The sequence below is a fragment of the Pseudoduganella sp. SL102 genome, from assembly GCF_027856995.1.
GTDB lineage: Bacteria > Pseudomonadota > Gammaproteobacteria > Burkholderiales > Burkholderiaceae_D > Rugamonas > Rugamonas albidiflava.
On sequence record NZ_CP115554.1, the window covers coordinates 5391693 to 5404411 of the forward strand.

A 12719-nucleotide genomic window follows, 5' to 3' on the forward strand; every position below is an offset into this window, starting at 1 on the left:
ACCCCAACAGCGAAAGGCGGGGCGTAGCCGGGGTTTCAAGGAGCATCGCTCCTTGCCGGCGTAGCGGTACTGGCCTACCAGCCAGTACTCCACCCTGACCCCGGAATCTGCACTTGGGGTGGCCTTATCCAAGCGGCGTTACCCTTTTGGAGGCACCATGGCAATCTGGAAAATCTACGATCCGTCCGGCCAGCCGGCACCGCAGCAGGTCACGCTGCCGCCGGCACCGCCGTGGCGCCAGCCGGGCCGGGGCCGCGACAGCGTGCTGGCCCGCACCTTCATTCCCGATCCGCTGCTGGTCGACGCGGTGAACTCGGCGCTTTACCTGCGCCGCCCGCTCCTGCTGACGGGCAAGCCGGGCACCGGCAAGAGCGCGCTGGTCCACTCGGTAGCGCGCCAGCTGGCACTTGGCCCCGTCATCGAATGGGCCGTCAACTCGCGCTCCACGCTCCAGGAGGGGCTGTATCAGTACGATGCGCTGGCGCGGCTGCAGTACATCCAGCAAGTGAATGCGCGCATCCGCACAGCGGAACAGGAAGACGAGGCCGCCGAACTGGGCATGTTCCTGGCCCTGGGGCCGCTGGGCACCGCACTGGCCTCGCGGCACGCGCCGCGCGCCTTGCTGGTCGACGAAATCGACAAGAGCGATGTCGACTTGCCGAACGACCTGCTGAACGTGCTCGACACGGGCCACTTCGTGATTCCGGAGCTGAAGCGCGCGGCGGGCCGCCACCCGGTGGTGAGCATCGCCGCGCGCGATGGCGAACTGGTGGAAGTGCGCGGCGGCGAAATCACGTTCACGGAATACCCGTTCGTCGTGATGACCAGCAATGGCGAACGCGATTTTCCCGCGCCGTTCCTGCGGCGCTGCGTGCAGTGCCAGATTCCGGAACCGGGCGAACGGGAATTGCAGGACATCGTGGCCGCGCATTTCGCCGAAATGCCCCTGAACGCCGAGCTCCTCGAAGTCATCGCCGATTTCGTCAAGACGCGTGCCTCCGTGCCGCTGGCAACCGACCAGCTGCTCAACGCCATCTACCTGCTGGTCACGCCCGGCGCGGCGCTGCCCGTCGAGGAGCACAAGCGCCTTCGCAAGACGCTGTTCCAGGGCCTGGGCGGATGAACACGTCGGACGCCGCCAGGCTGTGCCGGGCGCACCTGCAGGCGCTGGGCGCGGCGGATGCCACGCCACTGGCCGATGCGACGGCGCTGGCCGATGTCGTCTGGCTGGCGCTGCAGCTTGCGGCACGGGGAGCGGCCACCGGTGAAACGCCAGCCGCCGCCATTGCCGGCGAAGCGACGGATGGCCTGGCCCATGCGCCCGTGCCCACGCCAGCCGGGAAGGATGACCCACAAAGCCCGGCCCCGGGCGGTGCCGCGGGGCGCGATGCCGGCGACCAGTCCGTGCCGCTGTATGCGGCGCACCTGGGGCACGGCGCCGGCACGGTTGCCGCGTCGTTCGTCAGCGTGCCGGCCGGCGAAGCGCTGCCGCAGCGGCTCGCGCTGGAACGGGCGCTCCGGCCCTTCAAGCGCCGCCTGCCGTCGCGCCAGCAGCGCGAGCTCGACCCGGTCGCGACAGCCGAGGCCAGCGCCGACTGGGATGCCATCACGCCCGTCTACCGGGCCACGCCGGAACGCTGGTTCGATGTCGCCATCCTGGCCGAAGCCACCGACGCCATGCAGGCCTGGGACACCACGCTGGTCGAACTGCGGCGCACGCTGGCCCGCCACGGCGCCTTCCGTGGCGCCCGGCTGTGGCACTACACGATCCGCAACGGTGCGGTGGTGCTGGCCACGCACGGCAATGCGCTTGCCTCGCCGCGGCTGCTGGTCGATCCGCAGGGCCGCCGCCTGTGCTGGTTCGTCACCACGGGCACCTCGCCCATGTGGCGGCATGCCGCGCTGGCCGAACTGGTCGACATCCTCGGCCGCCATGGCCCCACCGCGATCGTCCAGCTGATGCCGCCGCATGCCTGGCCCCATACGCTGCTGGGCGATGCCAGCGAGGATGCCGTGGCGCGGGCCCCGGGCCTGCCCACCTCGCGCCTGCACCTGCGCCATCCCTTCACGGGCGAGCTCGAGCGCGCACCGGATGCCTGGACGGTTCCTGTCACCACGCTCGAACCGGCCGGAATGGCGGCCTGGGCGCGCTTCGCGATGGCGACGCGGCAGGTGTCGCATCCGGCGCTGCGGCTGCCCGCGCCGGCGACAGGCATGGTGCCGGCTCCACAGGCCACAGCAGTGCCTCCGCCGCCGGGCCAGCGCATCGCCGCGTTCCGCGCGAATGCCTCGCCGCAGGCCTTCCAGCTGCTGCGGCTGCTGTCCGGCATGCCGCTGAGCCTGCCGATCATGCGCCTGATGCAGATGGGCATGGCCGACTGCGCCCAGGTCCACCTGGCCGAGATCCTGCTGAGCGGGTTGATCGAGCGGGTTTCCCCGGCCGATGCGGCGATCCCGGCGGACCAGGTCGAATACGATTTCGCCCCCGGCGTGCGGGGCGAGCTGCTCGACAGCCTGAGCATCGGCGAGGAAAACCGCATCGACACCTCGCTGCAGCTGATCGCCGACCAGGCGCGCCGGTACGTGGAAACGCATGCCGGCGGTGCCGACCGGGCTTTCGCCGCCCTGGCGCCGGATACCGCCGGGCAGGAACGCCTGCTCCAGCACGCCAGGGCGTTCCTGCGGGTCGGGCGCGACTTCCGGCCGCTGCGGGACAGGGCCGCCCACGCCAACGAAGAAAACGACGAGGACTTGGCAGCCACGCCTGTCGCACGGCCAGCGGCGCTGGAACAGCCGGCCGCCTATCCGGTACAGCCGGTGGAGGATCCGGCGTGGCCGGCCGCCGGCACGTTCCTCACCGAAGCCCAGGTGCGGCAACATGTGCTGGCGCTGCACCCCGCCGCCACCGGCGAATCCGGACTTCGCAGCCTGCTGCTTTTCTCCACGCGCAAGCAGCACACCTGGCTGGTGGCGTCGGACGACCTGCTGCACTTCGTCCTCGACGACGAGAATACCCGGCGCAAGGGACGCCTGCTGCAGCGTACCGTGAGCTGGCTGGACGCGCTGCCAGTGCTGGCGGAAGCCGAGGCAGCGGACCATGGCGTCGTGCGGTTCGGCCATGGCGAAAACCGCGGCTGGTACTACAGCCCTTCCCTGTTCGGCCCGGAAAGCGAGCTGCGGACGCGCATCCTCGACCTCCTGCCCGGCGGGAGGCACGGGCCGCTGATCCAGCTGATGGAACTGGCACACAAGTATGAAAGGATCCGCGCCGACCTCAGTCCCGGCGGGACGCGGACCCGGGCGTTGCAGGGAGTCGTCATCGACATGGCCAGCATCGCGCCGCTGTCGAAAGCCCTGGTCGACCGGGCGGTGCAGAAGGATTCGCCGGGCATCCAGCTACTCGCCATCGTCAACCTGCAACGCCGGTTCGACACGGCGTACATCGACTGGCTGTTCGGGCAAGTAAGGCGCGCCCATGCCTTCCTGGGGTACCAGGCGGCGCGGGCGCTGTACAACGCCGTCGCCGCGGGTCGCATCGACGAGCCGTCGCGCCTGCACCGCAAGGTGGAGGAAGCCAGGCAACACCTGCTGGACGCGCGGCTGGACGACGAGGGTATCCACCGCGTGCTCGACGATATCGCGGCGCTGTGCCAACCCGTCGACGCGGTGCCGGCCGAGGCAGCGGCGGTGGAAAGCTGCCGGATCTTCCTGTGCGGCGTGCAGGGCAGCCACGACAGCAACCGGACGCGCATCGCGGAAGTACTGGTGCGCCATGGGCACGAAGTGCTGGAAGAGCCGGTGCGGCGCGATACCCCCTTCGTCCGGGAATCGTCCGGCCGGATGGAAAGCAGCGACCTGGTCGTGCTGGTCGTCGACCGGGAATTCGGGCTCACGATCTTCGATTTAAGACAGAATCCTGAGAACCTGCCGCTGCAGGAACTGCAATATGACCAGGCAACCCGGCTGGGCAAACCGGTACTGGTCTTCATCCAGCGGGAATGGTTCCATTTGCTCGACACTACCGCCCGCAAGCAATTCCGCGACAAATCGTTCCACCACGAAGCCGTGCATTTCTTCCAGGATGCCGATGCACTGGAAGCGGTCGTACTCCAGGCGGTAGGCGATGCCAGGGTCGAACGGAACGATCCGCCCGCACTGATGTCGATCCTGGTGTGCGGCACCGTCCGTCCGGAGCCGGAACTTCCCGGCAATATCCGGCGCGCGTGCCGGCTTCTGGGCGAGTCGCTGGCGACGCACGGCTTCGGTCTCGTCACCGGCATCTGGCAGGGGGTCAACCGGATGACGGCGCGCCATTTCGCCGCCCGCCTCGGCGAGATGGGCGTGCCGCTCGCGCAGCGCCTGCGGCAGGTCGCGGAAGAAGGAACGGTTGCCCAGTTCGAGGCCGGGACCATTGCCAGGGTGCCTGCCGGGCAGGTGCTGGAGCACCTTGCCGCACACGCGAAGGCGGTGGTGGCGATCGGCGGACGGGGTGGCACCGCGACGGCGGTGCGCGTCGCAGCCAGCCGCGGGGCACTCGTCCTGCCATTGGGATATACCGGTGGCACCGCCGCACACCTCTACGAGGAACTGCGTGCGAGGCACGTCGCCCCCTCGCCCGAGCCGGATGGTGACGCGGCCATGCCGGGCATCGCCAACCTCCGCCTGAGCGACAGCGAACTGCAGGCGCTGGGCGGTGCCGAGGGCGCCGCGGCCGCCGTGGACATCCTGCTGCGCATCCGCAATGAGCGCCGTGAAGCACCCTGGGGCACCACGTACCCGGGGCCGGCGTGACAGCGAGCGGTCAGCCGCCAGCCCGCGCGGCCCTGTCACCCGGCAGCAGCGGGTCCAGCAACTGCCCGCCCAGCGATGGCGCCTGCGGCGTATCGGTGCCCACTTCGGCCGGCCAGTGGCGCGGCAGGTAATGACTGCCGAACAGCCGGTCCAGTACCGGCAGTGTGGAAGCGTAGTTGCGGTTGATGTGGTCGCGGCGGCTATGGTGCCAGTGGTGGAACGCCGGCGTCGTGACGAGCCATTCGAGCGGGCCGAGCCGCCAGCGCACGTTGGCGTGGATGAAGAAGCCCCACAGCGTGCCCGCCACCAGCAGCAGCGCCGGCGTGCCGCTGCCCGCCATGCCGGGGCTGGCCAGGCCCAGCAGGTACAGCGGCACCAGGCCGAACAGTCGCGTGACGACCATGTCGACCGGATGCGAGCGCGTATTGGCGAGGAAGTGCATGTGTTCGGTACTGTGGTGCAGCGCATGGAAGCGCCACAGCCAGGGCAGCTCGTGGCTGAGCCGGTGGCCCCAGTAGAACCCCGCTTCGGCGATGACGAACGCCAGCGCGATGCGCGCGGCTGCCGGCAAGCGCCCGATCGCCTCGATCAGCGCGGCAGGCACCACGTGCTGGGCGGCGGCGGCCAGCAGCGCCATCGGCGCGGCCAGCACGACCACGGGCACCAGGCTGCTGATCACGAAGTACGCGAGGTCGTGCAGCCGCTGGCGTCCCGTGCGCACGGGATGGCGCGCGCCGAACCACCGTTCCAGCGGGACGAACAGCGCCGTCAGCAGCGCCAGCCAGACGAACAGGCGCAGCGCCGTGGCGGCGATCTCGTTCAGCAGTGCCGGCATGGACGAAGCTTACGCGGTTTTCTTGCCGCGGCGGCGCGCCGCGAAGCCGACCAGGCCGAGGCCGCCCAGCAGCATGCCCCACGTGGCCGGTTCCGGCACGGCCGATACCAACGATACGCCATCGAGCAGCAGGAATGGCGGCGCGCCCGGGGCGGTGCCCTTGGCCAGGAACGACAGCACCTGGCTGGCGCCGTCCGCCGTGAACGTCATCGTCGCGGTTTTCCAGCCGCTGAAGCCGCCGTTGGCGATCGACAGCGCCGTGCTGTCCTGGCTGGCGCCGCCGAAGCCGACCTGCCAGTAGTTGTCGGCGTTGGCGCCGTCGAAACCGACCTGCTGTGCCAGCGCGTAGTCGAAGGTCAGCGTGTACGCGCTGCCAGCGGCCAGGCCGCTCACGGTCTGCGACAGCACGCCGGGGTGGTACTGCGAATCGGAGGCGAAGAAGTTGCCGCGGCCGTCGAGCGGGTCGTAGCCGTTGCCGTTGCCCTTCAGCCAGATCGCCGAATCCCAGGTGGGCGCGGTTTTGCTGTCCAGCACGAAGTTGTAGCCGCCATCGTTGCCATTGCTGCTGGTCCAGCCGGCCAGCGTGGTGCGGTCGGCTGCCGTGGTCGGCTTGGCGGAAAGCTGCTTGTTGCTACCGTTGGTGGTTTGCTCGAAATTGCCGTTGGCAACCAGATTGGTGGCCGCGTGGGCGAAGCCGGTACCCAGCGTGGCGATGGCAACGACGGACAGCAGGGCGGATTTGATGCGCATGAGGCGAACTCCAGTAATGGCGGATAGTGGAAGAAAACTGCCGGCGATGTCTGGGCCGACGACAGCTCGACGGACACTTCCTGCCGAACTGGGGGAATGCCAATTGTTGTATTTGGTTAACAACAATTGCATAAGGAAATTATATCAGCAAATCCGGCGTTGTAACCATTTGTCCAGAACATTCATGCAACGGGGTTCGCAGTCGCAACGCTGGCGCCGCTGTCCCGTGGCACGTTATGCCGCTCAGACAAGCCTACCCCAAGTGCAGATACCGGGGTCAGACCCGCTGGGTCTGACCCCAGCCCTTCGCTGTTGGGGTGAATGCATGCGCTTTCAGAGCGTCGGGGCAACGCTTAACTAAGCGGCGTTACCGTGACACGCACTACTTCCGGTCAGGCATCGCCGCCACCATGCGGTCGCAGTCGGCCGCTTCCTGTTTCTTTTGCGCGCCGATGCCCAGGCCGGCCATCCACTGCGTGAGCGCCGCGATTTCCTCGCCGGCGAACTGCTTCGGGTCGTGCCCGCCGCGGACGAACACCAGCGCGCCCCGATCCAGCGCATCCTTGCGCGGGGCTTCCCAGGCTTTCACGGCGGCCCGGTACCGGTTGGCCCCGGCGGGGAAACGCTTGACGCACTCGTCCATCGTGGCCTGCAGCAGGTCGCGCCGCACCATCAGGCGGAGGTCGGCGCTTTCCGCCGCGGTCATCGGCTTGGGCGCGGGTTGCGGCGCCGTCTGGACAACGCCGTCTCCCGGCACGACTGGATTCGCCAGCGCGGCCTCCACCTGGGCATAGAACGATTTCGGCGTGTCATAGTAAATGTTGGCCCGGCCGACGCGTTTGCCATGGTGGAAGACCGCCTGCTCGGGCACGCCGTAGACCTGCATTACCTTGCCGAAATCCGGGATCTCGCGCCACGGCGCGTACTGCACCCGGGCGAACGCGAACTTGCTGCCGGCCGGGGCGGCCGCCATCTTGTCGAACTTCTTGTCCGCGTCGATGCAGTAGCCGCACTTGCGGTCCGGCGACGTCACCTGGACGATGGCAAATTCATGGCGCGCAACGAAGTCCGCCACTTCCGACGGCTTCAGTTCCTCGACCTGTGCCGCGCCCGCGGCGGTGGTCACCAATACCGCCGCGAACGGGGCTACCCAGGCGACTGTTTTTACCGAGAATTTCACCATGACTCCCTTCATGCAAGTAAACGTTATATAAATAACAATTATATAATGCGGCCGCGATGCGGACACCCCTGCTCCGACGGGCCGAAGTGCACTATCATCCGGCAATGTTCAACTCGTCCATTCGGCTGTCCGGCAGCGGCCGGATCGTCAACCACGCCGGTTTTCCATGTTCTTGAAACGCCCCACCAACATCCTTCTGACAGTCACCTGCGCGATCGCACTGCTGCACTTCGGCCGCGAAGTGCTGCAACCGATCACGCTGGCGCTGGTGCTCAGCCTGGCCCTGGCGCCGCTGATCCGCGCCATCGTCGGGCTCGGCATCTCGCGCACCGTCGCCACCTTCATCGCGCTGGGCCTGTCGATCTCGGCCCTGGCCGGCGCCGGCGTGGTGCTGGTCGCCCAGCTGTACGGCTTGACGGCCGACCTGCCGCAATACCGCGCCGAGATCCGCGCCAAGCTGAAGGAAGTGCAGGTGCTCACCGAGCAGCCGCTGGCCCGCCTGCCGGCCGAACTGCTGGAAGGCGTGCCCGGCGCCACGGCAAGCGGCACGTCGCTGCGCTCGCGCCGCGGCACCACGCAGCCGGTGCCGGTGGTGATCCGCGAGCCCACGTCCACGCAGGATTCGCTGACCCGGGCCATCGGCGTGGTGTCCGGGCCGCTGGGTACCGTCGGCCTCGTGCTGGTGCTGCTGGTGTTCGTCCTGCTCGACCAGGAAAACCTGCGCGACCGGCTGGTGCGCCTGGCCGGGCAGCGCGAAGTGAGCCGCACGCTGAAGGGGCTGGAAGACGCGGCGCACGGCGTGTCGCGCTTCTTCTTTTCCCAGTTCATCGTCAACATCGTGTTCGGCGCCGTCATCGGCGTGGTCTTGTGGTTGCTGGGGATTCCGCACGCGGTGCTGTGTGCGGCACTGTGCGCCGTGCTGCGCTTCGTGCCCTATATCGGCGCGCTGATCGCCGGCGGCGCGATCGCGCTGTTCGCCGCCGCGGTCGATCCGGGCTGGACGCTCGCGCTGGTGGCGCTGGCGCTGTTCGTGGCGCTGGAAGTGGTGCTGGCGTACGTGATCGAGCCGCGCGTGTACGGGCACAGCTCGGGCATGTCGGCCCTGGCGGTGATCGTGTCGGCGCTGTTCTGGAGCGCCGTGTGGGGACCGGTGGGCTTGCTGCTGTCCACGCCGCTGACACTGTGCCTGGTCGTGGCGGGCCGCTACATCAAGGGCCTGGAACCGGTGACCATCCTGCTGGCCGAGATACCGGACGCCAGCGCGGCGCAGCGCTTCTTCCACCGCGCGCTGTCCGGCGACGCGGCCGCGATCATCGCCGATGCCCGCGTGTTCCTGCGCAAGTCGACGCTGGCGCGCTACTGCGACCAGGTCGTGCTGCCCGGCCTGGCCCTGGCCATCGGCGACTTGCGCGGCGGGCGGACCGACAAGGTGCAGGAAGAACGCCTGCGCTCGACCATCGCGCTGGTGGCCGACACGCTGGCCGCCGGCAAGCACACCGGGCGGGCACGCCGGCTGACCGTGTCGATGCTCAACGAAAGCATCGGCGCGCACCTGCGGCGCCGGCGCGAGGAACAGCTGGGCCGCTGGCAAGGCTCGCTCGACGTGCCGGCACGGTCGATCGTGCTGAGCGTGGGGTTCTCCAATATCCGCGAGGAATTCCGCAGCGAGCTGCTGGTGCTGGCGCTGCGCGAAGCGGGCATCGATGCGCGCAGCATCATGCTGGACGACGAGGACGAGGAAGCGCGGCCGGATGCCGAACACCTGGTGTCGACGGTGTTCGTGGTCTATCCGATCGAGACCCCGTTCGAGGCATGGAACGAGGCGATCGACGCATTGCGCGAGAACCTGCCCGACGTGCCGCTGGTGACGATCCGGCCGCGCGAGGACGTGACGGCCGATGCCGCACTGGTAGCCGGGCGCGTGGACATGGTGCTGCAATCGTTCGAGGAGGCGCTGGCCTTCGTGGCGCCGGTGAAGGAAGCCAAGGCGGCCAAGGCGGCGGCGCGCTGACCCGGGTCGCTGGCCTCAGTCCGTAACCTTGCCGCGCAAGGCCTTGATCTTCCCGCTGCGCACCTTGGCATCGACGCGCCGCACCTGCGAGCCGCGGGTGGGCCGCGTGGCGCGCCGGACCACCGGTACGTGCGCCGCCTCGTCGACCAGCGCCTGCAGGCGGCGCAGCGCATCTTCCTTGTTCTGTTCCAGGCTGCGCGAGGCCTGCGCCTTGATGACCAGCACACCCTCCTGCGTGATGCGCGCGTCGCGCAGGGCCAGCAGGCGTTCCTTGACGCGTGCCGGCAGCGACGACGCCGCGATGTCGAAGCGCGCATGCACCGCGCACGATACCTTGTTGACGTTCTGCCCGCCCGGCCCCTGGGCCCGGATCGCGCTGAACTCCACTTCGCTGGGATTGATGACCGCCATGCCGCCTCGATGAACCTGACCGGCCAACCGGCCGCGTGGCGCATGATAACTCATGGTACACTGCCCCGGTTCCGTGCAACGTTATGTCTATGAGACGATTATTCGTCATCTTCCTTGCCCTGCTGTTCCCCCTGAATGTCTTCGCGCTGTCGTTGTCGGTCGCCGCGCACGCGCCGGCGCCCCTCCAGGCCCCCGGCCATGCCATCGAGAGCAAGGCCAGCGACAGCAAGGCAGCTGATCACCGCACCGCTGACATCGTGTCCTTCGACAGCCGGGCCGGCATGGGCCTGCCGGGCGACGTCCTTTGCGACATCGATCCCGGTGAACCGCCCGCCGGCATGGATTTCCACGACACCGTGCACGCCGCCGCGCAGCCGCCGCTGGCCGCGCCGCCCGATGCCTCGGTCCCCTGCTTCGTGCCGCCCTGGCGCGGTCGCGATCCCCTGCCCCCGATAAAGCCCCCGCCTTCGGCCTGATACGGCCCTGCCGCTAATTTTCCCGACGTTTTTCCCGACTTTCCCCAACAAGCAGCACCGCAGTCTTTACGAGGTTTTATCAATGGAATGGCTTTTCGACCCGGCAATCTGGGCGGGATTGCTCACGCTCGTCGTCCTGGAAATCGTCCTGGGCATCGACAACCTGATCTTCATCGCCATCCTGGCGGACAAGCTGCCGCCCCACCAGCGCGACAAGGCGCGGCTGATCGGCCTGTCGCTGGCCATGCTGATGCGCCTGGGCCTGCTGACGATCGTCTCCTGGCTCGTCACGCTGACCACACCGCTGTTCTTCGTGGCCGGCCAGGGTTTCTCCGGCCGCGACCTGATCCTGCTGGCCGGCGGCGTGTTCCTGCTGTTCAAGGCCACCATCGAGCTGCACGAACGGCTCGAGGGGGTGACCCACGTGCAGACCGGCTCGAAGGTGTACGCCGGCTTCGGCGCCGTGGTGGCGCAGATCGTCGTGCTCGATGCCGTGTTCTCCCTCGATGCGGTGATCACGGCCGTCGGCATGGTCGACGAACTGGGCGTGATGATGGCGGCCGTGGTGATCTCGATCGGCGTGATGATCCTCGCCTCGAAGCCGCTGACGCGCTTCGTCAACGCGCATCCCACCGTGGTGGTGCTGTGCCTGTCGTTCCTGCTGATGATCGGCCTGTCGCTGGTGGCCGAAGGCCTGGGCTTCCATATCCCCAAGGGCTACCTGTACGCGGCCATCGGCTTCTCGATCGTGATCGAGACACTGAACCAGTTCGCGCGCCGCAATTTCCTCAAGAACGAGGCGCGCATGCCGTTCCGCGACCGCACGGCCGACACGGTGCTGCGCCTGATGGGCGGCCGCAAACGCGTCGACACGGCGGCCGACACCCTTGGCGGTCAGGCGATGGCACTGGATGCCTTCGCCGTCGAGGAACGCAACATGGTCAGCGGCGTGCTGACGCTGGGCGACCGCTCGGTGCGCTCGGTGATGACGCCGCGCTCGGCGATGTCGTGGGTGAACCTGGACGATGCCGCCGACACGATCCTGCGCCAGTTGCAGGAAACGCCGCACAGCCTGATGCCGGTGTGCCGGGGCCAGCTGGACAATGTGCTCGGCATCGCCCGCACCAAGGACATGATCGCCGACCTGCTGCTGCGCCGCCCGATCGCTGAAACGGGTGGACGCCTGCGCACGCCCATCGTGCTGCCCGATACGGCCGGCGTGCTCAAGGCGATGGACACGCTGAAGCGCGCGCACGGCCAGCTGGTGCTGGTGACCGATGAATACGGCGTCGTGCAGGGCCTGCTGACACCGGTGGACATCCTGGAAGCCATCGCCGGCGAATTCCCCGACGAAGACGAAGAGCTGGCCATCCAGCTGAAGGCCCCGGGCCGGTGGGAAATCGATGGCGCGGCCGACCTGCACCTGCTCGAACAGGTGCTGGAAACGGACGCGCTGGTGCGCGACGATGCCGACTGCACCTCGCTGGCCGGCTTCCTGCTGGCGCATTTCGAGGGCTTCCCGGACGTCGGCCAGTCGCTGGAACTCGATGGCCTGCGCTACGAGATCCTGGCCGTCGAGGAGCGGCGCATCGCCAAGGTCGCGGTGCACCGCATCGCCGCCGCCGAAATGGAGGAAACCGCGTGATGAAGCACCATGCCGCCGGCCCCGCCCTCTCCGACGTCCTCCAGCAGCTGGCCGAAGATGCCACGCGCGAGCGTATTTCCATCGGCGACCTGCTGACTGCCCTGGCCGACCGGGCGCTGGGCGCCCTGCTGTTCGTGTTCGCCTGCCCCAACGTGCTGCCCACGCTGCCCGGCACGTCGGCGATCCTGGGTGCCCCGCTGGTGATCCTGGCCGCCCAGCTGGCGTTCGCCAGGAAGCCCTGGCTGCCCGCCTTCATCGCCACGCGGTCGATCGCGCGCAGCGATTTCCAGGCGCTGATCGGCCGCATCCGGCCGTGGCTGCTGCGCGCCGAACGCATGCTGCGCCCGCGCGGCACGGCCTGGGCGCTGCCGCCGATGGAATACGTGGTGGGCCTGGTGTGCCTGCTGCTGGCCATCGTGGTCTTGCTGCCGATCCCGCTGGGGAACATGCTGCCCGCGCTGGCCATCAGCATGCTGGCGCTGGGCGTGCTGGAGCGCGACGGGCTGTGGATCGTGGCCGGCCTGGCGACCGCCGCCGCGTCCGCCGCGCTCGTTTCAGGGGTTGTATTTGCTGCAATGAAGGCAATCTTGTATATGATGATGGCTTTTTGACATGAC

General features: G+C 68.4%; 10 protein-coding genes. 6 read left to right on the plus strand and 4 right to left on the minus strand.

Annotation, left to right across the window (positions count from 1 at the left end):
* Nucleotides 1–157: 157 nt before the first annotated feature.
* Both OU994_RS22645 and OU994_RS22650 read left to right on the plus strand, forming a co-directional pair.
* A complete protein-coding gene (locus tag OU994_RS22645; RefSeq protein ID WP_281607786.1) occupies nt 158–1123 on the plus strand; it encodes a MoxR family ATPase in 966 nt (321 codons plus the stop codon).
* On the plus strand, nt 1120–4791 hold the full coding sequence (locus OU994_RS22650) for an SAV_2336 N-terminal domain-related protein (RefSeq protein WP_281607787.1): 3672 nt from the start codon (nt 1120–1122) through the stop codon (nt 4789–4791). Before OU994_RS22645 ends, OU994_RS22650 begins: the two co-directional genes overlap by 4 nt.
* A 10-nt stretch (nt 4792–4801) precedes the next feature.
* On the opposite strand, the gene OU994_RS22655 is transcribed toward OU994_RS22650, so the two are convergent.
* The 3 genes from OU994_RS22655 to OU994_RS22665 all read right to left on the minus strand — a co-directional run bounded on the left by OU994_RS22655 (nt 4802) and on the right by OU994_RS22665 (nt 7559).
* On the minus strand, nt 4802–5626 hold the full coding sequence (locus OU994_RS22655; protein WP_281607788.1) for a sterol desaturase family protein: 825 nt from the start codon (nt 5624–5626) through the stop codon (nt 4802–4804).
* A gap of 9 nt (nt 5627–5635) precedes the next feature.
* On the minus strand, nt 5636–6376 hold the full coding sequence (locus OU994_RS22660) for an FxDxF family PEP-CTERM protein (protein ID WP_281607789.1): 741 nt from the start codon (nt 6374–6376) through the stop codon (nt 5636–5638).
* Between the two features lie 382 nt (nt 6377–6758).
* Nucleotides 6759–7559: a hypothetical protein gene (locus OU994_RS22665; RefSeq protein WP_281607790.1), complete on the minus strand. Its 801-nt coding sequence runs from the start codon at nt 7557–7559 to the stop codon at nt 6759–6761.
* A gap of 166 nt (nt 7560–7725) precedes the next feature.
* On the opposite strand from OU994_RS22665, the gene OU994_RS22670 reads away from it, so the two are divergent.
* The gene (locus tag OU994_RS22670) at nt 7726–9570 is read left to right on the plus strand and encodes an AI-2E family transporter (protein ID WP_281607791.1); all 1845 of its coding nucleotides are present in this window, start codon (nt 7726–7728) and stop codon (nt 9568–9570) included.
* Nucleotides 9571–9585: 15 nt separating this feature from the next.
* Here the strand turns inward: OU994_RS22670 and arfB are convergent, their stop codons facing one another.
* The gene (gene arfB / locus OU994_RS22675) at nt 9586–9981 is read right to left on the minus strand and encodes an alternative ribosome rescue aminoacyl-tRNA hydrolase ArfB (RefSeq protein WP_281607792.1); all 396 of its coding nucleotides are present in this window, start codon (nt 9979–9981) and stop codon (nt 9586–9588) included.
* 89 nt (nt 9982–10070) lie between these two features.
* Between arfB and OU994_RS22680 the strand changes: the two genes are divergently transcribed.
* The 3 genes from OU994_RS22680 (at nt 10071) to OU994_RS22690 (ending at nt 12713) form a co-directional block, all read left to right on the plus strand.
* Nucleotides 10071–10457 (plus strand): hypothetical protein, encoded by a 387-nt coding sequence (locus OU994_RS22680; protein WP_281607793.1) that lies wholly within the window; start codon nt 10071–10073, stop codon nt 10455–10457.
* Between the two features lie 82 nt (nt 10458–10539).
* The gene (locus tag OU994_RS22685; RefSeq protein WP_281607794.1) at nt 10540–12102 is read left to right on the plus strand and encodes a TerC family protein; all 1563 of its coding nucleotides are present in this window, start codon (nt 10540–10542) and stop codon (nt 12100–12102) included.
* Nucleotides 12102–12713: an exopolysaccharide biosynthesis protein gene (locus OU994_RS22690; RefSeq protein WP_281611690.1), complete on the plus strand. Its 612-nt coding sequence runs from the start codon at nt 12102–12104 to the stop codon at nt 12711–12713. Before OU994_RS22685 ends, OU994_RS22690 begins: the two co-directional genes overlap by 1 nt.
* The last annotated feature ends 6 nt before the right edge of the window (nt 12714–12719 follow it).

Excerpts from the sequence above, each read along its gene's own strand:
- OU994_RS22650 (WP_281607787.1), top strand. The coding sequence starts at position 1,120 with ATGAACACGTCGGACGCCGCCAGGCTGTGCCGGGCGCACCTGCAGGCG.
- OU994_RS22660 (WP_281607789.1), bottom strand. The coding sequence starts at position 6,376 with ATGCGCATCAAATCCGCCCTGCTGTCCGTCGTTGCCATCGCCACGCTG.
- OU994_RS22690 (WP_281611690.1), top strand. The coding sequence starts at position 12,102 with ATGAAGCACCATGCCGCCGGCCCCGCCCTCTCCGACGTCCTCCAGCAG.
- arfB (WP_281607792.1), bottom strand. The coding sequence starts at position 9,981 with ATGGCGGTCATCAATCCCAGCGAAGTGGAGTTCAGCGCGATCCGGGCC.
- OU994_RS22670 (WP_281607791.1), top strand. The coding sequence starts at position 7,726 with ATGTTCTTGAAACGCCCCACCAACATCCTTCTGACAGTCACCTGCGCG.
- OU994_RS22665 (WP_281607790.1), bottom strand. The coding sequence starts at position 7,559 with ATGGTGAAATTCTCGGTAAAAACAGTCGCCTGGGTAGCCCCGTTCGCG.
- OU994_RS22685 (WP_281607794.1), top strand. The coding sequence starts at position 10,540 with ATGGAATGGCTTTTCGACCCGGCAATCTGGGCGGGATTGCTCACGCTC.
- OU994_RS22655 (WP_281607788.1), bottom strand. The coding sequence starts at position 5,626 with ATGCCGGCACTGCTGAACGAGATCGCCGCCACGGCGCTGCGCCTGTTC.
- OU994_RS22645 (WP_281607786.1), top strand. The coding sequence starts at position 158 with ATGGCAATCTGGAAAATCTACGATCCGTCCGGCCAGCCGGCACCGCAG.
- OU994_RS22680 (WP_281607793.1), top strand. The coding sequence starts at position 10,071 with ATGAGACGATTATTCGTCATCTTCCTTGCCCTGCTGTTCCCCCTGAAT.